Source organism: Agromyces sp. SYSU T00194 (assembly GCF_040496035.1).
GTDB classification, from domain to species: domain Bacteria; phylum Actinomycetota; class Actinomycetes; order Actinomycetales; family Microbacteriaceae; genus Agromyces; species Agromyces chitinivorans.
Genome location: NZ_JBEPJZ010000002.1, coordinates 512162 through 533230 on the forward strand (window position 1 = coordinate 512162; position 21069 = coordinate 533230).

The window sequence follows — 21069 nt, forward strand, 5'->3', positions numbered from 1 at the left end:
CCCGCCGGGACCTACGCGTCGGCCGCGGCGCGCTCCAGGATGAGCTCGCGCACGCGCGCGGCATCCGCCTGGCCACGCATGGCCTTCATGACCGCGCCGATGATCGCGCCGGCGGCCTGCACCTTGCCGTCGCGGATCTTCGCGAGCACGTCGGGCTGGGCGGCGAGCGCCTCGTCGATGGCCGCGATGAGCGGACCGTCGTCGGAGACGACCGCCAGCCCGCGCGCATCGACGACCTCCTGGGGCGAGCCCTCGCCCGCGACGACGCCCTCGAGCACCTGACGCGCCAAGCGGTCGGTGAGCGTGCCGGCGTCGACCAGGGCGGCCAGCTCGGCCACCTGGGCAGGCGTCACGAGGCTCGCAGCGTCGGTGTCGGCGGCGTTCGCGAGGCGGGTGACCTCACCGGTCCACCACTTGCGGGCGGCGGCCGGCGTCGCGCCCGCGCCGATGGTCTCGGCGACCTCGTTCAGCAGGCCGCCGTTGGCGACGTCCTGGAACTCGAGGTCGGTGAAGCCCCACTCGGCCTTCAGGCGCCGCCGCCGCGCGGCGGGCGCCTCGGGCAGCGCGGCGCGAAGCTCCTCGACCAGCTCGGCTGCCGGCACGACCGGCAGCAGGTCGGGCTCGGGGAAGTACCGGTAGTCGTCGGCGTCGGACTTCGGCCGGCCCGGGCTCGTGGTGCCGGTGTCCTCGTGCCAGTGGCGGGTCTCCTGCGTGATGGAGCCGCCCTTCGCGAGGATCGCCGCCTGGCGCTGGATCTCGTAGCGCACGGCGCGCTCGATCGAACGGAACGAGTTCACGTTCTTGGTCTCGGTGCGGATGCCGAGCGCCTCCTGTCCGCGCGGGCGGAGGGACACGTTGGCGTCGCAGCGGAGGTTGCCCCGCTCCATGCGGGCCTCGGAGATGCCGAGCGAGAGCGCGATGTCGCGGATCGTCGACACGTACGCCCTCGCGACCTCCGGGGCATCCGCCTCGGCACCGAAGATGGGACGCGTCACGATCTCGACGAGCGGCACGCCGGCGCGGTTGTAGTCGACGAGCGAGTACTCGGCGCCCTGGATGCGGCCGGTGGCGCCGCCGACGTGGGTCAGCTTGCCGGCGTCCTCCTCCATGTGGGCGCGCTCGATCGGCACGCGGAAGACGCGGCCGTCGGAGATCTCGACCTCGACCTCGCCGTCGTGCGCGATCGGCTCGTCGTACTGCGAGATCTGGTAGTCCTTCGCGAGGTCGGGGTAGAAGTAGTTCTTCCGTGCGAAGCGGCTCGACTCCGCGATGCTGCAGCCGAGCGCGAGGCCCAGGCTGATCGACTTGCGCACCGCGTCGCCGTTCACGACCGGCAGCGAGCCCGGCAGGCCGAGGCAGACCGGCGAGACGAGCGTGTTCGGCTCGGCGTCGTGGTACGCGGCGTTCGCCGGGTTCGGCGCCGGCGAGAACATCTTCGTGCGGGTGTTGAGCTCGACGTGCACCTCGAGGCCGATGACCGGCTCGAAGAGCTCGAGTGCCTGGTCGAAGTCCATCAGTTCTGCGCGGGCCATCAGACGGCACCCTCCTCGGCGGCGGTCATCTCGGTGGGGGCGAGCGACGGTGCGCGGTCGAGCAGCGGCCCGCCCCACTCCGCCTCGAGCAGGCGCTCGAGCGCGCCACCGACGTTGTACAGGCGCGCGTCCTCGCGGGCCGGAGCCAGGAACTGGATGCCCACGGGCAGCCCGTCCTCGTCGGCGAGTCCCGACGGCAGTGAGATGCCCGGCACGCCGGCCAGGTTCGCCGGGATCGTCGCGACGTCGTTCAGGTACATCGACAGCGGGTCGTCGAGCTTCTCGCCGAGCTTGAACGCGGTGGTCGGCGCGGTCGGCGACGCGAGCACGTCCACCGAGGCGAACGCGGCGTCGAAGTCGCGCTGCACGAGCGTGCGCACCTTCTGCGCGCTGCCGTAGTACGCGTCGTAGTAGCCGGCGGAGAGCGCGTAGGTGCCGAGGATGATGCGGCGCTTGACCTCGGGGCCGAAGCCGGCCTCGCGGGTCGCGGCCATCACCTGCTCGACGGTGCCGCCGCCGGGCGGGGTGACCCGCAGGCCGAAGCGCACCGAGTCGAACTTCGCCAGGTTGCTCGACGCCTCGGCGGGCAGGATCAGGTAGTACGCGGCGATGGCGTACTCGAAGTGCGGGGCGCTCACCTCGACGATCTCGGCGCCGTTGCGCTCGAGCAGGGCCAGCGACTCGTGGAAGCGGGCGAGCACGCCGGGTTGGAAGCCCTGGCCGTCGAGTTCGCGGATGACGCCGATCTTCAGGCCCTGCACGTCGGCGTTGCGCACGGCGTCTGCCATCGACGGCCACGGGTCGGGGATCGAGGTGGAGTCGTGCGGGTCGTACCCGCCGATCACGTCGTGGAGCAGCGCGGCGTCGAGCACCGTGCGGGTCACCGGTCCGACCTGGTCGAGCGACGAGGCAAGCGCGATCGAGCCGTAGCGGCTCACGCCGCCGTAGGTCGGCTTCACGCCGACCGTGCCGGTCACGTGCGCAGGCTGGCGGATCGAGCCGCCCGTGTCACTGCCGAGCGCGAGCGGCGCCTCGAAGGCGGCGACGGCCGCGGCCGAGCCGCCGCCGGACCCGCCGGGGATGCGCTCGAGGTCCCACGGGTTGTACGTAGGGCCGTACGCGGAGTGCTCGGTCGAGGAGCCCATGGCGAACTCGTCCATGTTCGTCTTGCCGAGGGGGATCAGTCCGGCCTCGCGCACGCGTGCCACCGGGGTGGCGTCGTAGGGCGGGATCCAGCCCTCGAGGATGCGCGAGCCCGCGGTCGACGGCATGTCCTTCGTGACGAGCACGTCCTTGATGGCGATCGGCACGCCGGCCAGCGGCCCGAGCGGCTCGCCCGCGGCGCGGGCGCGGTCGACGCGCTCGGCATCGGCCAGTGCGGCATCCGCCGCCACGTGCAGGAAGGCGTGCACCGAGGAGTCGACCGCCTCGATGCGCTCGAGGTGGGCGCGGGTGGCGTCCACCGAGCTGGCCTCGCCGCTCGCGAGGGCGTCGGCGAGGGCGGCTGCCCCGAGACGGGTGAGGTCGGTGCTCACTGCTCCTCCCCCAGGATCGCGGAGACCTTGAAGCGCGAGCCGTCGTGCTCGGGCGCGCCCGAGACGGCCTCGGCCGGGGTGAGCGTCGGGCCGACGACGTCGTCGCGGAAGACGTTCTGCATCGGGATCGGGTGGCTGGTCGCCGGCACGTCCGGGGTCGCCACCTCGCTCACCTTCTCGACGGCCTGCATGATCTGGCCGAGTTCCTTCGTGAGGCTCGTCACCTCGTCGTCGGTGAGCGCGATGCGGGCGAGGTTCGCGAGGTGGGCGACCTGCTCCGCCGTGATGTCGGACATGCTGCTCCGTCGTGTCGGGGAGGGGGATGCGTCAGCGATTCTAGTCGGGCCGGGCGCCCGGATCAGTCCGCGGCGGCGGGCTCCACCGGGGGCAGGGCGTCGGGGCCCTCGGTCACCAGCACCGCGAACTGCGCGGCGTCGAGCACCCGTACGCCGAGCTCCTCCGCCTTGGCGAGCTTCGAACCCGCACCGGGGCCCGCGGCCACGAAGTCGGTCTTCTTCGAGACGCTCGACGCGGCCTTGCCACCGGCCGCGATGATGGCCTCCTTGGCCCCCTCGCGACTGAAGCCGTCGAGGGTGCCGGTGGCGACGACGGTGAGGCCCGCGAGCACGCCGCCGGCGGCGGCTGCGGCGCCGGGACCCGGATGCCCCGGGGTGGCGAACTGCACGCCTGCGGCCGTCCACCGGTCGACGATCTCGCGGTGCCAGTCGACGTCGAACCAGTCGAGCAGCGAGTCGGCGATGGTCGGGCCGACACCCTCGACCTCGGCGAGCTGCTCCCGGGTGGCCTCGCGCATCGCGTCGAGCGAGCCGAAGTGATCGGCGAGTGCGCGCGCGGCGACCGGGCCGACGTGGCGGATGTTGAGCGACACCAGCAGCCGCCAGAGCGGCTTGGTGCGGGCGCGGTCGAGCTCGTCGACGAGCCGCGTGGCCGCCTCGGAGGGCAGCAGCTCGCGATGGTCCTTGCGGATGCCCGCGGCCCGGCGCTCGGCAGGCGTCAGGTGCTCGGTGCCGGGCGGGTAGGCGGCCGCGCTCCATTTCTGGAACGGGGCGCGCCGGACCGGCTCGCCCGTGGCCTCGTCGACCTTCGGCTCGCCGGTCTCGGCGTCGCGGACGATCACCTCGATCGGCACCAGTTCCTCGACGGTCAGGTCGAACAGCCCGGCCTCGGTCACGAGCGGCGGCACCTCGGGCACCTCGGGCTGCGTGAGGGCGGCCGCGGTGACCTCGCCGAGCGCCTCGATGTCGAGCGCACCGCGCGACCCGATGTGCTCGACCCGGCCGCGCACCTGCGCCGGGCAGGCCCGCGCGTTCGGGCAGCGGAGGTCGATGTCGCCCTCCTTCATCGCGCGCAGCGTCGTGCCGCACTCGGGGCAGGCCTCGGGCATGTGCCACTCGACCTCGGTGCCGTCGCGCAGCTGCTCGACCGCCCCGAGGATCTCGGGGATGACGTCGCCCGCCTTGCGGAGCACCACGGTGTCGCCGATCAGCACGCCCTTGGCCTTCACGACGTCCTGGTTGTGCAGCGTCGCCTGCCGCACGGTGGAGCCTGCGACCTTCACCGGCTCCATGACCGCGTACGGCGTGGCGCGCCCGGTGCGACCGACGCCGACGACGATGTCGAGCAGCTTCGTGTGCACCTCCTCGGGCGGGTACTTGTAGGCGATCGCCCAGCGCGGTGCGCGGCTCGTCGCCCCGAGCTCGTCGTGCAGCGCGAGGTCGTCGACCTTCACGACGATGCCGTCGATCTCGTGCTCGACGTCGTGGCGGTGCTCGCCCCAGTGGTCGATGAACCCGGCGACGCCGTCGATCGCGTCGAACACGCGGGCGTAGGGCGAGACGGGCAGCCCCCACCCGGCGAGCAGGTCGTAGATCTCGGACTGCGCGGCCACGGGCGGCTCGTTCCACGCGCCGATGCCGTGCAGGTACAGCGCGAGGCGGCCGAGGCGGTCGCGCATGAGCCCGAGCTCGAACGCGTTCTTGTTCTCGCGGCGCTGGCGGAGGCTGCCCGCGGCGGTGTTGCGCGCGTTGGCGAATTCGGCGAACCGCGTGGGGATCTTCTCGGCCGGACGGCCCTTCGCGAGCTCTGCCGCCTCGTACTCGGCCTGCAGCTCGCGCTGGCGATCGTTCAGCGCCTCGAAGTCGGCGGTGCTGAGGAAGACCTCGCCACGCACCTCGAAGAACGCGGGGAACCCGTCGCCCGTGAGCCGCATGGGGATCGCGGGGATCAGCTCCACGTTCTCGGTGATGTCCTCGCCGACGCGGCCGTCGCCGCGCGTCGTCGCGGTCTCGAGCACGCCGTCGCGATACGCGAGGCTGATCGCGAGCCCGTCGATCTTCAGCTCCGTCAGCCAGCGCACCCCGCCGCCGGCCGCCGCATCCGCCTTCGCCGCCCACTCGCGGAACTCCTCGACCGAGAACACGTTGTCGAGGCTGAGCATGCGCTCGGCGTGCTCGTGCTCGGGGAACCCTGCAGCGACGACCGCGGCCCCGACCTGCTGCGTCGGACTGTCCTGCCCGGCGAGTTCGGGGAACGCGCGCTCGAGCGCCTCCAGCCGGTGGAACTCCTCGTCGTACTCCGCGTCGGAGAGCGGCGAATCGCCATCGGCGTAGTACGCCAGGCGCGCCCCCTCGATGCGCTCCGAGAGCCGGTCGGCCTCGGCCCGCGCCGCGTCGAAGTCCATCGCCTCGATGTCACCGGGAACACTGCTCGATGCCGTCTCGCTCACGTGGCAATCCTAGGGAAGACAGCCGACACCGCGAGGGCGCCGCATGCGGTCCGACGACCGGTCGAACGCGCGGGTCGATCGTCGGCTACACCCCGACCGGCACTGCACTGACGGTGCGGTCGATCGTGCACTGGCCGAGCACGCGCGTGCCGACGTAGACGACCGCGGTCTGGCCGGGCGCGACGCCGTCGAGCGGCGCGGCGGGCGTGATCACGAGCTCGTCGGCGGATGCGGCGGAGCCGGCCGAGACCTGGTCCGACGCCTCGCCCGAGGCATCCGTCTCGCGCGTCGCGACCCGTGCGACCGCGGGCACGGGGTCGGCGTGCGCGCGGATCTGCACGTCGCACGCGAACGCCTCGGTCGGGTCTGCCGGCGGTGCGCCCGCCCACGTGAAGCGCGAGCCGGCGATCTCGGCGATCGCGAGCGCCTCGCGCGGGCCCACCACGACCGTGCGCTCCTTCGGGCGCACGTCGAGCACGAACCGCGGCTTGCCGTCGGGCGCGGGCGTGCCGAGCCGCAGCCCGCGGCGCTGGCCGACCGTGAACGCGTGCGCGCCCTCGTGGCTGCCGACGACCTCGCCCGAGCGGTCGACGATGTCGCCCGGAGCGGTGCCGACGCGCTCGGCGAGCCAGGCGCTGGTGTCGCCGTCGGGAATGAAGCAGATGTCGTACGAGTCGGGCTTGCCCGCCACCGCGAGTCCGCGGCGGGCGGCCTCGGCGCGCACGAGGTCCTTCGAGGGCGTGTCGCCGAGCGGGAACATCGCGTGGGCGAGCTGGTCGGCCGTGAGCACGCCGAGCACGTAGGACTGGTCCTTGGCCTCCGCGCTGGCGCGGTGGAGCTCGCGCGACCCCGAGGCATCCGTCGTGATGCTCGCGTAGTGGCCCGTGCAGACCGCGTCGAAGCCGAGCGCCAGAGCCTTCTCGAGCAGCGCCGCGAACTTGATGCGCTCGTTGCAGCGCATGCACGGGTTCGGCGTGCGCCCGGCGGCGTACTCGGCGATGAAGTCGTCGACGACGTCGTCCTTGAAGCGCTCGGAGAAGTCCCAGACGTAGAACGGGATGCCGAGGAGGTCGGCGGCGCGGCGGGCGTCCATCGAGTCCTCGATGGTGCAGCAGCCGCGGCTGCCGGTGCGCAGGGTGCCGGGCATGCGGCTGAGCGCGAGGTGCACGCCGACCACCTCGTGGCCGGCCTCCACGGCGCGCGCGGCCGCGACGGCGCTGTCGACGCCGCCCGACATCGCTGCGAGGACCTTCATGGCCTCCAGTCTAGGAGCGGCCCCTGAACGGCCGCCCGACGCCCGCCCCGTGATGCACGCGCATGCGGAACTCCGGCGCGACACGCCGGTTGCGGGCACCGCAGGACGGCGTGTCGCGAACGGACTCCGCATCCGCGAACGGGCGCCCGCGAACGGGCGCGGGCGATGACCGGACACGGCCGGTCATGCGTACGCGAGGGACGCCCCGTCGTGCGTCGGCTTCTCGATCCGGAAGCGCCGCCGGAGGCCCGCGCGCTCGATCATCTCCATCCCTCTCAAGGCTGGGCTCAGCGGTCGAACGACGTGGCGCGCGCGGCGAGGCCGGCGCGGGCGGCGGCCTCGTACGCAGCGGGCAGCGCGGCGAGGAACGCGCCGACGTCGGCGTCGGTCGTCGTGCGGCCGAGCGTCACGCGCAGCGCGCCCCGGGAGTCGGCCTCGCTGCGGCCCATCGCGCGCAGCACGTGCGAGGGTTCCGCGACGCCGGCCTGGCACGCGGAGCCGGTCGACACGGCGACGCCCGCCATGTCGAGCAGGAACAGCAGCGAGTCGCCCTCGCAGCCGGGGAACGAGAAGTGCGCGTTGCCGGGCAGCCGGTCGACGGGGTCGCCGCTCGGCACGGCCTCGGGCACGGCCGCCACGACCCCGGCGACGAGCCGGTCGCGCAGCGCCGCCACCCGCGCCGCCTCGACCTCGAGCGAGTCCGACACGACGGACGCCGCCGCAGCGAACGCGACCGCGGCGGCGACGTCCTGGGTGCCGGAGCGGATGCGACGCTGCTGGCCGCCCCCGTGCAGCAGCGCCTCGATGCGCGCGGCGCGCGCCAGCACGAGCGCCCCCGCGCCCACCGGCCCCCCGATCTTGTGCGCCGACACGCTCATCGCGACCAGCCCGGCCCCCGTCGACCCGGAGGCCGCGCGCAGGTCGCGGAACGACAGCGGGACGTGCCCGTACGCCGCGATCGCGTCGACGTGCAGCGGCACCCCGGCCTCCGCGGCGAGCGCCGCCACCTCGGCGACCGGCTGGAGCGTGCCGACCTCGTTGTTCGCGGCGAGCATGGTCGCGAGCGCGATCGTCGCGGGCTCCCGCGCGAGCGCCCGGGCGAACGCGTCGACGTCGATGCGCCCGACCGCGTCGAGCGGGATCTCCTCGATCACCGCGCCCTCGTGCGCCTCGAGCCATTCGACGGTGTCGATCGTGGCGTGGTGCTCGCCCGCGGGCACCAGCACGCGCGGGCGTCGGATGCCGGCGTCGGCGTCGGCCGGGGCATCCGCCTGCCGTGCCCACCAGAGCCCCTTGATCGCGAGGTTCACGGCCTCGGTGCCGCCGCCGGTGAGCACCACCTCGATGGGGTCGCAGCCGAGCGTCGCGGCGATGCGCTCGCGCGCGCCCTCGAGCATGCGCTTCGCGTCCTGGCCGGCGGCGTGGATCGACGACGGGTTGCCGACGTGCCCCAGCGCCGCGGTCATCGCGGCCACCGCCTCGGGCACCATCGGTGTCGTCGCCGCGTGGTCGAGGTAGACGGTCACGCCCCTCACCTCCCGCGATCGGCCGACCGGGCACGCGCGTCGGAACACGCTTCCTCGCGAACTACTGTAGATCGCATGACGTCGGGCGATGCGCTGCGCGACCTCGGCGTTCGCGCGAGCGCCGAGGGCGGCGTGCTGCGCGTCTGGTCGCACTCGGCGACCTCGATGCGCTGCGAGGTGTTCGAGGCGTCGGATGCCACCTGGGCGATCGCCTCGCTCGAGATGGCCCGCGACGCCCACGGCGTCTGGTCGGCCGAGTCCCCCGAGCTGCGGCCCGGTCGCCTCTACGCACTGCGCGTCGACGGCCCGACCGGACCCAACCACGCCTTCGACCCGCGGCACCGGCTGCTCGATCCCTACGCCCGCGGGCTCGTGCGCGCCCCGGGCGACGGGTGGCGATCGGCGATCGTCGACGCGGGCTTCGACTGGGGCGATTCCGCGAAGCCGCGCGTGCCGCTGGACCACACGGTGCTCTACGAGACGCACGTGCGCGGATTCAGCCGGCGCAACCCCGACGTGCCGGCCCACCTGCGCGGCACGTACGCGGGCCTCGCACACGAGTCCTCGATCGCGTACCTGCAGGACCTCGGCGTCACGACGCTCGAGCTGCTGCCGGTGCACGCGTTCGTGCCCGAGCGGCGCCTGCTCGCCCAGGGCCTGACGAACTACTGGGGCTACAACACGCTCGGCTTCTTCGCCCCGCACGCCGCGTACGCCAGCCCCGCCGCGCAGGCGGCCGGACCCGCCGCGGTGCTGCGCGAGTTCCAGGGCATGGTGCGCCTGCTGCACGAGGCCGGGCTCGAGGTCGTGCTCGACGTCGTCTACAACCACACCGCCGAGGAGGGGCCGCACGGACCCGCGTACCACCTGCGCGGCATCGACAACGCCGGCTACTACCGGCAGGACGCCCACGGCGCCTACGTCGACACCACCGGCTGCGGCAACACGCTGTACTTCGGCGGCGCGGCGCCCGTGCGCCTGGTGCTCGACTCGATGCGGTACTGGGCCGGGGAGGTCGGCGTCGACGGCTTCCGCCTCGACCTCGCCGCCTCGCTCGGCCGCGGGCAGCACGGCGACTACTCCCCCGACCACCCGCTGCTGCGCGGCATGCTCGACGACCCGGTGATCGGCGCGTCGAAGCTCATCGCAGAGCCGTGGGACGTCGGCTGGGGCGGCTGGCAGACCGGCAACTTCCCGGCCGGGTTCAGCGAGTGGAACGACGGCTACCGCGATCGCATCCGCGACTTCTGGCTCGGCGACCTGCGCCGGCAGCGGCGGCGCGAGCCCGTCTCGGGCATCGGCACGATGGCGACGAGCGTGGCCGGGTCGGCGCACGCGTTCGCGGCCGACCGCGGACCGCTCGCGAGCGTGAACTTCATCACCGCGCACGACGGCTTCACCCTGGCCGACCTCGTCTCGTACGACGTCAAGCACAACCTCGGCAACGGCGAGGACAACCGCGACGGCACGAACGACAACCGCTCCTACAACCACGGCGTCGAGGGTCCGACCGATGACGCGGCGGTGCGCGCCGATCGGCAGCGCAGCATCCGCAACCTGCTGGGCACGCTGCTCCTCTCGGCGGGCGTGCCGATGCTGACCGCCGGCGACGAGCACGGACGCACGCAGCGCGGCAACAACAACGCCTACTGCCAGGACGGCGAGCTCACCTGGCTCGACTGGGAGCGCCAGCCGTGGGAGGACGATCTCCTGGCGGTGGCGCGTCACCTCATCCGACTGCGCCGCGAGAACCCCGCGCTGCGTCCCGACAAGTTCGGCCGCTTCGGCGAGACGACCCCGGGCGCGACGCAGATGGACTGGTACAACGCCCACGGCGAGCCCATGGCGGGCCACGAGTGGGACGACCCGAAGCGGCGCACCCTGCAGTACCTCGCCGCGTCGACCCCGCAGCACGAGCCGTTCAACCGGGTACTGCTCGTGTTCCACGGGCGCGACCGCGGCACGCGGGTGACGCTCCCGACGCACGCGGGAGTCTCCGGCTACACGCGCCTCTGGGACTCCAGCCGCGACACGCCGTCGCGACAGCTGAGCGAGCGGCGGCCCGGCGACGCGGTGCGGGTGCGGCCGGCGTCGATCCAGGTGTTCCGGGCGCACTGAGCCCCGATAGCGCGACGCACGAGGCACGAGAGGAAGCGGCGATGGCGAGACGAGCGGATGCCCCGGGGCGGGGCGGCACGCCCGCGACCGTCGCGCTCGACGCGGCCGGCATCGCCTACACCGCGCGCCCGTACGACCACGACCCGCGCACCCAGGCCTTCGGCCTGGAGGCGGCCGAGGCCCTGGGCGTCGAGCCCGAGCGGGTGTTCAAGACGCTGCTCGCCGACGTCGACGGGGAACTCGTCGTCGGCATCGTGCCCGTGTCGGGGCAGCTCGACCTCAAGGCGCTCGCCGCGGCCGTCGGCGGCAAGAAGGCGCGCATGGCGGATCCGGCCGCGGCCGAGCGGCGCACCGGCTACGTGGTCGGCGGCATCAGCCCGATCGGCCAGCGCACCCCGGCGCCGACCGTGCTCGACGAGACGGCCATCCTGTTCGAGACCGTCCTCGTCTCGGGCGGACGCCGCGGGTTCGACCTCGAGCTCGCCCCGGACGACCTGCTCGCCGTGACCGGCGCACGCTACGCCGCCATCGGCCGCGACTGAATCCACAGCCCGCATCTCGCACACCGCAGGGTGACGGCTACATTGTCCTGTGATGCAGCCGCAGCCGTCACCGCCCGCCACCCACAGTCGGTGGTTCCGCGACGACATCACCGGCCTGCGTGCGCTGGCGATCATCCCGGTGGTGGCGTTCCATGCCGGCGTGCCCGGCTTCGACGGCGGATTCATCGGCGTGGACGTGTTCTTCGTGATCTCCGGGTACCTGATCACGACGCTGCTCCTGCGCGAGGTGGACCGCCACGGGCGCATCCGGTTCGCGCACTTCTGGGCGCGACGGATCCGCCGGCTCGCACCGGCGTCGCTGGTGATGATCGTGGCGACCGTCGTGCTCGGATCGTTGGTGGTCTCGCCCATCGACCTGACCGCACTCGCCGGTCAGTCGCTCGCTGCTGCGACGTACACCGCGAACATCGTCTTCGCGCTCAGTCCCTCGGGATACTTCGCCGAGGGCCTCGGCGTCCCCAACCCGTTCCTGCACACGTGGTCGCTGGCCGTCGAGGAGCAGTTCTACCTGGTGTGGCCGATCGTGATCGCGGCAGCACTGCTGTTCTCCCGCGGACGGTCGATCCGGCGGCGACTGGGCATCCTGTTCGCAGTCGTCGCACTGGTCTCGTTCGCCGCATCAGTGCTTCTCACCCCTGCGCACCCGAGCGCATCGTTCTACCTCCTGCCGACGCGAGCGTGGGAGTTCGCGGTCGCGGGCCTGCTTGCCCTCGTGCCCGCCCGTGCCATCGGCCCCGCATGGATGCGCGCCTCGATGGCGGCGACCGGCCTGCTCGTCCTCGTCGCCTCGACCGTCGCGTTCAGCGAGCACCTGGACTTCCCGGGGTGGATCGCGGCGGTTCCGGTGTCGGCGACCCTCTTGGTGATCACCGGCGGCCGCGGGGCTCCGAGCCTGCCCTCGCGGTTGCTCTCGACGGCCCCGTTGCGCGTCATCGGTGAGCTCTCGTACTCGTGGTATCTGTGGCACTGGCCGTTCCTCGTGCTGATGACGGAGGCGTGGGGGGCCGAGCCGGTCGTTCGCGCTGCGGCCGTGGCGCTCTCGCTCGCGGTCGCGTACCTCAGCTACCGGTTCGTCGAGCGACCCGTGCGCTTCCATCCCCGCCTCAGCGCGTCGGTGGCCAGGACCTTCGCCGCCGGCATCGCCGCGACCCTCTGCGTGCTGCTGGTCTCCGGGTTCGCCTTCGTCTCCGGCGAACGGATCCGGGCTGACAACGCCGAGATCATCGCAGCGCGACACGCCGACCCGGAGGCACTGTGTGCGGACTCCGACACCTGCCGTCTCGGGGACCCGCTCGGCGACCGGACGATCCTGCTCTTCGGCGACTCGCACGCCGCTCACTGGGTCGAAGCCCTCGATGTGGCTGCCCGAGGCGAACGGATCGAACTCGTCGTGCGCTGGCGGGCGTCGTGTCCGGCCGTCGCGGTGCAGATCGTCTACTCGTGGGGGGACCTGGATCCCGGCTGCCAGGGCTTCCGCGACGACACAGACGCATTCATCCGCGCGCAGTCGCCAGACGCACTGCTGATCTCGCAATCGGAGGGCTACCTGGGACAGATCCTGGATGGCAGCGGCGCGGAGCTCTCGACCGCCGAACAGCTCGACAGCTGGTCCGCCGGCTACGAGGCCCTGCTCAGCGCGCACTCGGACCGGTCGGTTGGTGTCGTCCGCGACAACCCGCGCTTCGACCAGGACCCTACCGGCTGCCTCATCGTGCAGGGTGCCGACGCCTGCGAGGTGGAGCGAGTGACGGCGACCGCGCCGATCGCCGAACTCGGCGCGATCGCATCGGACACGCTGTCCACACATCCGGACGTCGTCGAGTTCTCATCGATCGACCTCATCTGCGACGCCTCGGCCTGCCCGGTCATCGAAGCGGGCCTGCCGATCTTCCGCGACACCAACCACCTCGCCCCGGCGTGGACCCTGACCCGGGTGCCGGAACTGCGCGCGCTCCTTCGTGAACTGGTCGCGAAGCGCTCGGAGGCCTCCTAGGGCAGCGCCACGAGCCCCATCTCGGCGGCGCTGAACAGCAGCTCGTGCCGAGGCACGACACGCACCGTGTAGCCGAAGTCCCCCGCGCGCTCGAGGACGACCGAACCGGTGTAAACACGCGCGCCGCCGGCGTCGATCGAGGGGTCGGGCTCCAGCTCGCACGTTCGCAGGTCGGAGAGGTCGTCGCCGTCGTGTACCCGCCCGTAGGCCACCTGCACCGCCACGTCGGCATCGGTGAGCCCGTCGAGGTCGACGTGCGCCCGCAGCCGCAGCTCATCGCCGACGTGCGGCACCGAGGCGAGGCCACCCGTCTCCACGTGGCGCACCCGAACCGACGGCCAGGCCGCGCGCACCTTCGCCTTCCACGCGGCGAGCTCCCGCGCCGCGCGGTGGTCGTCGGCATTCGCGACCGCGGCGAGCTCGGCCGCCGGGCGGTACAGCCGCTGCACGTACTCGCGCACCATGCGGTCGGCCGACAGCTCGGGCGAGAGCGTGGCGAGCGTGTGCCGCATCATGGCGACCCACGCCGCCGGCACGCCGTCGGCGTCCCGGTCGTAGAACTTCGGCGCGATGCGGTGCTCGATCAGGTCGTAGAAGGCGGATGCCTCGAGCCGGTCGCGCTCGGCCGCATCGCCCGCCGCGTCGGCCGTCGGGATCGCCCACCCGTTGTCGTCGTCGGCGTACTCGGCCCACCAGCCGTCGAGGATCGAGCAGTTCAGGGCGCCGTTCAGCGCGGCCTTCATGCCCGACGTGCCGCACGCCTCGAGCGGGCGCAGCGGGTTGTTCAGCCAGACGTCGCAGCCCGGGTAGAGCGTTCGCGCCATGCCGATGTCGTAGTCGGGCAGGAAGACGATGCGCTGGCGCACTGCGGGGTCGGACGCGAACCGCACGAGCTGCTGGATCAGCTGCTTGCCCTCGTCGTCGGCCGGATGCGACTTGCCGGCGACGACGATCTGCACGGGTCGCTCCGGGTGGGTGAGGATCGACGCGAGGCGCTCGGGGTCCTGCAGCATGAGCGTGAGCCGCTTGTAGGTGGGCACCCGGCGGGCGAACCCGATGGTCAGCACGTGCGGGTCGAGCACGCCGCCCGTCCACGGCGGCGCGATGGCGCCGGGATGGCTCGCCGACCACGACGCCGCGACGCGGCGACGCGCGTCGGCCACGAGCTGCTCGCGCATCGCCTGCTTGACCTCCCACAACTCGGCGTCCGACACGACGTCGGACGCCCAGTCGGCCGCGGTGGTGTCCGCGGTGCCGAAGCGGGTCTCGGCGAGCGCCGTGAGCGCGGGGTCGGTCCAGGTCGGCGCGTGCACGCCGTTGGTCACCGAGTCGATGGGCACGTCGCGGGCGTCGAAGCCCGCCCAGAGCTCGTTGAACATGCGTCGGCTGACCTCGCCGTGCAGCTTCGAGACGCCGTTGGCGCGCTGGCCGAGGCGCAGGCCCATCACCGCCATGTTGAACGCGTGCGAGCCCGGGTCGGCCTCCGCCCCGAGCGCGAGCACGTCGGCCGTGCGCACGCCGGGCAGCAGCGACGGCGTCAGGTACCGCTCGACGAGCCCGCGATCGAACCGGTCGATGCCCGCGGGCACCGGCGTGTGCGTGGTGAACACGGTGCCGGCGCGCACGGCCTGCAGCGCCTCGGCGAAGGTCAGGCCCTCGCCGATCAGGTCGGAGATGCGCTCGAGGCCCAGGAAGCCCGCGTGCCCCTCGTTCGTGTGGAAGACGTCGGGCTCGTCGTGGCCGCCGAGCTCGACCCACCTCCGGAGGGCGCGCACGCCGCCGATGCCGAGCAGGAGCTCCTGCAGCAGCCGGTGCTCGCCCCCACCGCCGTAGAGCCGGTCGGTGACGCCGCGCAGGTCGTCGTCGTTGTCGGGGATGTCGGTGTCCAGCAGCAGGAGGGTCACCCGGCCGACCGCGGCCTGCCAGATGCGGGCGTGCAGCGTGCGCCCGTCGGGCATCGCGAGCCGCACCCGCTCGGGCGTGCCGTCATGCCCGCGCAGCACCGTGAGCGGCAGCCCGTCGGGGTCGAGCACGGGGTAGCGCTCCTGCTGCCAGCCGTCGGGCGAGATCGACTGGGAGAAGTACCCGGCCCGGTAGAACAGCCCCACCGCGGTCAGCGGCACGCCCAGGTCGCTGGCGCTCTTCAGGTGGTCGCCCGCGAGGATGCCGAGGCCGCCGGAGTACTGCGGCAGCGCCGCGGCGATGCCGAACTCGGGCGAGAAGTAGGCGATGCGTCGCGGCGTCGCACCCTCGAGCCCCTGGTACCAACGCGGCTCGCCCAGGTAGGCGTGCAGGTCGGTGCGGAGCGACTCGGCCCAGGTCACGAAGCCGTCGTCGGCGGCGAGCTCCTCGAGCCGCTCCGGCGCCACCTCGCCCAGCAGCGCGACGGGGTCGTGCCCGGTCGACGCCCACGCGTGCGGCGACACGTGCTCGAACAGCCGGCGGGTCGGCACGTGCCACGACCAGCGCAGGTTGGCTGCGAGCTCCTCGAGCGCGGAGAGGCGCTCCGGGACGACGGGACGGACGGTGAATCGACGGATCGCTCGCACGGGCCAACTGTATGCGCGGAACATGTCGGACGCGTGAACGCAATCCCCCGACACGGGGCCCCCGACGCGATACGGTCGGAACGTGACCTCCCCCTCGACGACGACGGTCGGCCGGATCCCGGTGGGCCGCCTCACGCCCGCATCCCTCGAGCCCGAGCTGCGACCGAAGGCGTTCGACGGCGAGGTCGTGCCGTTCCGCGCCACCGTGTTCCGCGAGGGGCACGACGCCGTCGGCGCCATGCTGCACCTGACGAACCCGTCCGGCGAGACCGCGGACCATCGGATGCACCTGATGGGGCCGGGCCTCGACCGCTGGGAGGCCGACGCACTGGTCGACGAGGTCGGCGACTGGCGCTGGAGCGTCACCGGGTTCGGCGACGAGTTCGAGACGTGGGTGCACGACGCGGGCATCAAGGTCCCGGCGGGCATCGACGTCGAGCTGATGTTCGAGATCGGCGCGCGGCTGCTCCAGAAGGCGTCGCTGCAGATGATCCGCCCCCAGCCGTCCCGGCGCCGGCTCGCGGCATCCGCCCGCCTGCTCCGCAACCGCGCGAAGCCGGTCGACGTGCGCGCCGCCGTCATCGACGACGCCGCGCTGCACTCGGAGTTCCACCTGCGGCCCTACGCCACCCTGTCGTCGACCTCACCGGAGCACGTGCTGCACGTCGAGCGCCGCGCCGCGGGCGTCGGTTCCTGGTACGAGTTCTTCCCCCGTTCCGAGGGTGCCCGGCAGTACAAGAACGGGCGCTGGAAGAGCGGCAACTTCCGCACCGCGCAGCACCGCCTCGTCGAGGTCGCCCGGATGGGGTTCGACGTCGTGTACCTCCCGCCGATCCACCCGATCGGCCGGGCCTTCCGCAAGGGCCCGAACAACACCCTCGATGCGGGCCCCGACGACCCCGGCTCGCCCTGGGCCATCGGCGCCCCCGAGGGCGGCCACGACGCGATCCACCCCGACCTCGGGCAGCTGCGGGACTTCCGGGCGTTCGTGCGGCGGGCCGACGGCCTCGGCCTCGAGATCGCGATGGACTTCGCCCTGCAGGCCTCGCCCGACCACCCGTGGGTCACCGAGCACCCCGAGTGGTTCACGACGCTGCCCGACGGCACGATCGCGTACGCCGAGAACCCGCCCAAGAAGTACCAGGACATCTACCCGATCAACTTCGACAACGATCCCGAGGGCATCCGGCAGGAGGCGCTCCGGGTGCTGCGGCACTGGATCGCGCAGGGCATCCGCATCTTCCGCGTCGACAACCCGCACACCAAGCCGCTGGCGTTCTGGCAGTGGATCATCGGCGAGGTGAACGCCGAGCATCCCGACGTGGTCTTCCTCGCCGAGGCGTTCACGCGCCCCGCCATGATGCGCGCGCTCGCCGCGGTCGGGTTCCAGCAGTCGTACTCGTACTTCACGTGGCGCAACAGCAAGGAGGAGCTCGAGGAGTTCCTCACCAGCGTCTCGCAGGAGACCGCCGACTACATGCGGCCGAACCTGTTCGTGAACACCCCCGACATCCTCACCGAGTACCTCCAGTTCGGCGGCCCGGCCGCGTTCACGGTGCGCGCGTCGATCGCCGCGACCGCGGCGCCCCTGTGGGGCGTCTACTCCGGGTTCGAGCTGTTCGAGTCGGTCGCCCGCCCCGGCGCCGAGGAGGCGATCGACAACGAGAAGTACGAGTACCGGCCGCGCGACTTCGCCGCGGCCGAGGCCGAGGGGCGATCGCTCGCGCTGTACCTCGGCATCCTGAACCGCATCCGCGCCGAGCACCCCGCACTCGGGCAGCTCCGCAACATCCGGTTCCACGCCACCGAGGACCCGGCGATCCTCGCCTACAGCAAGCACCTCGACGGCGCGTTCACGCCGTCCGGCGAGCCCGACACCATCCTCGTCATCGCGAACGTCGACCCGCATTCGGTTCGCGAGACGACCGTGCACGTCGACGTCACCGCGTTCGGCCTGCCCGCGGGCACGCGGTTCACGGTCGACGAGCTCGTCAGCGGCGAGACCTGGGAGTGGGGGGCGTCGAACTACGTGCGGCTCGACGCGTTCACGCGGCCCGTGCACATCCTGCACGTCAGAGGAGCGATCGATGCCTGAGACCCGAGACTCCGCCGCCATGCCGGCGCGACCCGCCGACCACATCCTGGCAGCGGTCGGCGAGGGCCGCTACCACGACCCGCACGCCGTGCTCGGCCAGCATCCGGTCGAGCGCCCGGGCGAGCCGGCCCGCACCGTGATCCGCACCCGACGCCCGCTCGCCCGCGACGTCGACGCGGTGCTCGAGGACGGCCGTCTGCCCCTCGAGCACGTCGGCTGGGGCATCTGGCAGGGCGTGGGCGACTTCACGCCGCAGGACTACCGCATCGAGGCGCGCTACGAGGACGGCACCGAGTGGGAGGCCGACGATCCCTACCGCTTCGCGCCGTCGATCGGCGAGCTCGACCTGCACCTCATCGGCGAGGGCCGGCACGAGGAGCTGTGGCGCGTGCTCGGCGCCCACTACCGCGACCACTGGGGAATCGGCACCCCCGTGAGCGGCACCTCGTTCTCGGTGTGGGCGCCGCACGCGCGCGCCGTGCGGGTCGTGGGCAGCTTCAACAACTGGGACGGCACCGCCCACGCCATGCGCAACATGGGCGGCAACGGCGTCTGGGAGCTGTTCGTGCCCGGCGTCGAGCCCGGCGCGCAGTACAAGTTCGAGCTGCACACCCGCTCGGGCGACTGGGTCACCCGCGCCGACCCGATGGCGCGCGCCGCCGAGACGCCGCCGTCCACGGCGTCGGCGGTCACCACGACGACGTACGAGTGGACGGACGACGCGTGGATGGACCGCCGGCGCGCCACCGATCCGCACGACGGCCCCATGAGCGTGTACGAGCTGCACCTCGGCTCGTGGCGGCAGGGCCTCGGGTACCGCGCCGCCGCGGACGAGCTCATCGACTACGTCACGGCCCTGGGCTACACCCACGTGGAGTTTCTGCCCCTGGCGGAGCATCCGTTCGGCGGCTCCTGGGGCTACCAGGTCACGGGCTACTTCGCGCCGACGGCGCGCTTCGGCTACCCCGACGACCTGCGGTACCTGATCGACCGGCTCCACGGCGCCGGCATCGGCGTGATCATGGACTGGGTGCCCGGGCACTTCCCCAAGGACGAGTGGGCGCTCGCCCGCTTCGACGGCGAGGCGCTCTACGAGCACCCCGACCCCCGCCGCGGCGAGCACAAGGACTGGGGCACGCTGATCTTCGACTACGGGAACCCCCGGGTGAAGAACTTCCTGGTCGCCAACGCCCTGTACTGGCTCGAGGAGTTCCACGTCGACGGCCTGCGCGTCGACGCCGTCGCGTCGATGCTCTACCTCGACTACTCGCGTGAGGAGGGCGAGTGGGTGCCGAACGAGCACGGCGGGCGCGAGAACCTCGAGGCGATCGCGTTCCTGCAGGAGGTCACCGCGACCGCGTACAAGCGCAACCCCGGCACCGTGGTCATCGCCGAGGAGTCGACGAACTGGCCGGGCGTCACCCGCCCCACGTCGTCGGGGGGCCTCGGCTTCGGGTTCAAGTGGAACATGGGCTGGATGCACGACACGCTCGGGTACATCCGCGAGGACCCGATGTACCGCTCGTACCACCACAACGAGATCACGTTCTCGTTCGTGTACGCGTTCAGCGAGAACTTCATGCTGCCGATCAGCCACGACGAGGTCGTGCACGGCAAGGGGTCGCTGCTGAACAAGATGCCGGGCGACCACTGGCAGAAGCTCGCCAACCTGCGCGCCTACCTCGCCTACATGTGGGCGCACCCGGGCAAGCAGCTGCTCTTCATGGGCCAGGAGTTCGGCCAGCTGTCGGAGTGGAGCGAGGAGCGCAGCCTCGACTGGTGGATGCTCGAGCAGCCGAGCCACCGGTCGCTGTTCGACCTCGTCGGGCGGCTGAACCGCCTCTACCGCGAGTCGCCGTCGCTCTGGGAGCTCGACAACGACGCCTCGGGGTTCGAATGGGTCGACGGCGGGTCGGCGGAGACGAACGTCGTCGCGTTCCTGCGCTACGACCGCGAACGCCGGCCGCTGCTGTGCGTGGCGAACTTCGCGGGCGTGCCGCACACCGGCCAGCGCTTCGGCCTGCCCTTCGCGGGGCGCTGGGTCGAGGTGCTGAACACGGATGCCGCCGAGTACGGCGGGTCGGGCGTCGGCAACCTGGGCGGGGCGGATGCCCGCGACGAGCCGTTCGCCGGACGACCGGCGTCGATCGACCTGACGCTGCCGCCGCTCGGCGTGCTCTGGCTGCGGCCGGAGGGCTGATCGGCGCGCCGGCTAGTAGAGCAGGGAGGCGAGCCGGCGCCGTGCAGTGCCGACGCGCGGGTCGTCGATGCCGACGACCTCGAACAGGTCGAGCAGGCGCTCGCGCACGCGGTCGCGGCCCGGCTGGTCGAGCTTCGGGAACAGCACGAGCAGGCGGTCGAAGGCGTCCTCGACGTGGCCGCCCGAGCAGTCGAGGTCGGCCACCGCGAGCTGGGCGTCGACGTCGTCCGGGGCGGAGGCGGCGGCCTGGCGGATCTCGTCGATCCCCCGGCCCTGCAGCCGCGCGAGCAGGCTGACCTGCGCGAGGCCGGCCTTCGCGAGGGTGTCCGACGGCTGCTTCGCCAGCGCCGTGCGGTACGCCGCGGCCGCCGCGTCGTAGTCGCCGCGCTCGATCGCGTCGTACGCCTCCTGGTGGTGCTCGGGCAGCGGCTCCTCGACCGGCTCGTCCGCGTCGCCCTCGGGGGCGTCACCGACGTCGATGCGGCCGTTCACGCCGTTCTGGGCGGCGAGCTGCAGGAGCTGCTCGAACACGTCGCGCACGACCTGCTCGGGCTGGGCGCCGGTGAACAGCGGCACCGGCTGGCCGCCGACCACGGCCGCGACCGTCGGGATCGACTGCGCCTGGAACGCCTGGGCGAGCTGCGGGTTCGCGTCCACGTCCACGCGCGCCAGCACGAGGCGACCGGCGTACTCGGTGACGAGCTTCTCGAGGACGGGGGTGAGCTGCTTGCACGGCTCGCACCACTCGGCCCAGAGGTCGACGATGACCGGCACGCGCCGGGAGAGCTCGACGACCTGGCCGAACGACTGGTCGGTCGCGTCGACGAGCAGCGACGGCGCAGCCGCGCCGCCCGACGGAGCCGCACCGGCGCCCGCCGGGGGCGCCGGTGGCGCGGAGCGGCGCGACGCGAGGGACGACAGGTCCACCGCTCCGCGCATCGACGACGGGTCGGGCAT

Annotated in this window: 13 protein-coding genes; 5 read left to right on the top strand and 8 right to left on the bottom strand. The window is 72.8% G+C overall.

Annotated features, from left to right (window positions below):
• Positions 1–11: 11 nt before the first annotated feature.
• The 6 genes from gatB to ABZK10_RS15250 all read right to left on the bottom strand — a co-directional run bounded on the left by gatB (position 12) and on the right by ABZK10_RS15250 (position 8594).
• On the bottom strand, positions 12–1532 hold the full coding sequence (gatB, locus tag ABZK10_RS15225; RefSeq protein WP_353810138.1) for an Asp-tRNA(Asn)/Glu-tRNA(Gln) amidotransferase subunit GatB: 1521 nt from the start codon (positions 1530–1532) through the stop codon (positions 12–14).
• Complete coding sequence (gene gatA, locus ABZK10_RS15230) at positions 1532–3067, bottom strand: Asp-tRNA(Asn)/Glu-tRNA(Gln) amidotransferase subunit GatA (RefSeq protein WP_353810139.1); 1536 nt, start codon at positions 3065–3067, stop codon at positions 1532–1534. The genes gatB and gatA overlap by 1 nt, the downstream gene beginning before the upstream one ends.
• Positions 3064–3363, bottom strand: coding sequence for an Asp-tRNA(Asn)/Glu-tRNA(Gln) amidotransferase subunit GatC (gene gatC, locus ABZK10_RS15235; protein ID WP_353810140.1), 300 nt, complete (start codon positions 3361–3363; stop codon positions 3064–3066). The genes gatA and gatC overlap by 4 nt, the downstream gene beginning before the upstream one ends.
• Before the next feature lie 62 nt (positions 3364–3425).
• Entirely contained in the window at positions 3426–5768 is a 2343-nt protein-coding gene (gene ligA, locus ABZK10_RS15240) for an NAD-dependent DNA ligase LigA (RefSeq protein WP_353810557.1), read from the bottom strand.
• A gap of 130 nt (positions 5769–5898) precedes the next feature.
• The gene (gene mnmA / locus ABZK10_RS15245) at positions 5899–7068 is read right to left on the bottom strand and encodes a tRNA 2-thiouridine(34) synthase MnmA (RefSeq protein WP_353810141.1); all 1170 of its coding nucleotides are present in this window, start codon (positions 7066–7068) and stop codon (positions 5899–5901) included.
• 287 nt (positions 7069–7355) lie between these two features.
• Positions 7356–8594, bottom strand: coding sequence for a cysteine desulfurase family protein (locus ABZK10_RS15250; protein WP_353810142.1), 1239 nt, complete (start codon positions 8592–8594; stop codon positions 7356–7358).
• A gap of 75 nt (positions 8595–8669) precedes the next feature.
• On the opposite strand from ABZK10_RS15250, the gene glgX reads away from it, so the two are divergent.
• The 3 genes from glgX to ABZK10_RS15265 are packed head-to-tail and all read left to right on the top strand — an operon-like array spanning position 8670 to position 13268.
• Positions 8670–10712: a glycogen debranching protein GlgX gene (glgX, locus tag ABZK10_RS15255; protein WP_353810143.1), complete on the top strand. Its 2043-nt coding sequence runs from the start codon at positions 8670–8672 to the stop codon at positions 10710–10712.
• 41 nt (positions 10713–10753) lie between these two features.
• On the top strand, positions 10754–11254 hold the full coding sequence (gene ybaK / locus ABZK10_RS15260; protein ID WP_353810144.1) for a Cys-tRNA(Pro) deacylase: 501 nt from the start codon (positions 10754–10756) through the stop codon (positions 11252–11254).
• 52 nt (positions 11255–11306) lie between these two features.
• A complete protein-coding gene (locus ABZK10_RS15265) occupies positions 11307–13268 on the top strand; it encodes an acyltransferase family protein (RefSeq protein ID WP_353810145.1) in 1962 nt (653 codons plus the stop codon).
• Here ABZK10_RS15265 and glgP read toward each other — a convergent pair.
• Positions 13265–15817 carry an alpha-glucan family phosphorylase gene (gene glgP, locus ABZK10_RS15270; protein ID WP_353810146.1) on the bottom strand — a complete coding sequence of 851 codons (2553 nt, stop codon included), beginning with the start codon at positions 15815–15817 and terminating at the stop codon, positions 13265–13267. The two genes, ABZK10_RS15265 and glgP, sit on opposite strands and share 4 nt — an antisense overlap.
• Positions 15818–15938: 121 nt before the next feature.
• Here glgP and ABZK10_RS15275 point away from each other — a divergent pair, with 121 nt between their 5' ends.
• Together ABZK10_RS15275 and glgB are read left to right on the top strand one after the other, a co-directional pair.
• On the top strand, positions 15939–17912 hold the full coding sequence (locus ABZK10_RS15275; protein ID WP_353810558.1) for an alpha-1,4-glucan--maltose-1-phosphate maltosyltransferase: 1974 nt from the start codon (positions 15939–15941) through the stop codon (positions 17910–17912).
• Positions 17905–20112 (top strand): 1,4-alpha-glucan branching protein GlgB, encoded by a 2208-nt coding sequence (glgB, locus tag ABZK10_RS15280; protein ID WP_353810147.1) that lies wholly within the window; start codon positions 17905–17907, stop codon positions 20110–20112. Before ABZK10_RS15275 ends, glgB begins: the two co-directional genes overlap by 8 nt.
• Before the next feature lie 12 nt (positions 20113–20124).
• Here the strand turns inward: glgB and ABZK10_RS15285 are convergent, their stop codons facing one another.
• Positions 20125–21069 carry a tetratricopeptide repeat protein gene (locus tag ABZK10_RS15285; protein ID WP_353810559.1) on the bottom strand — a complete coding sequence of 315 codons (945 nt, stop codon included), beginning with the start codon at positions 21067–21069 and terminating at the stop codon, positions 20125–20127.

Bases quoted from the DNA above. Each gene is read 5' to 3' on its own strand.
- ABZK10_RS15265 (WP_353810145.1), top strand. From the start codon at position 11,307: ATGCAGCCGCAGCCGTCACCGCCCGCCACCCACAGTCGGTGGTTCCGC.
- ybaK (WP_353810144.1), top strand. From the start codon at position 10,754: ATGGCGAGACGAGCGGATGCCCCGGGGCGGGGCGGCACGCCCGCGACC.
- mnmA (WP_353810141.1), bottom strand. From the start codon at position 7,068: ATGAAGGTCCTCGCAGCGATGTCGGGCGGCGTCGACAGCGCCGTCGCG.
- glgX (WP_353810143.1), top strand. From the start codon at position 8,670: ATGACGTCGGGCGATGCGCTGCGCGACCTCGGCGTTCGCGCGAGCGCC.
- gatC (WP_353810140.1), bottom strand. From the start codon at position 3,363: ATGTCCGACATCACGGCGGAGCAGGTCGCCCACCTCGCGAACCTCGCC.
- ABZK10_RS15285 (WP_353810559.1), bottom strand. From the start codon at position 21,069: ATGCCCGACCCGTCGTCGATGCGCGGAGCGGTGGACCTGTCGTCCCTC.
- gatB (WP_353810138.1), bottom strand. From the start codon at position 1,532: ATGGCCCGCGCAGAACTGATGGACTTCGACCAGGCACTCGAGCTCTTC.
- glgB (WP_353810147.1), top strand. From the start codon at position 17,905: ATGCCTGAGACCCGAGACTCCGCCGCCATGCCGGCGCGACCCGCCGAC.
- ligA (WP_353810557.1), bottom strand. From the start codon at position 5,768: ATGGACTTCGACGCGGCGCGGGCCGAGGCCGACCGGCTCTCGGAGCGC.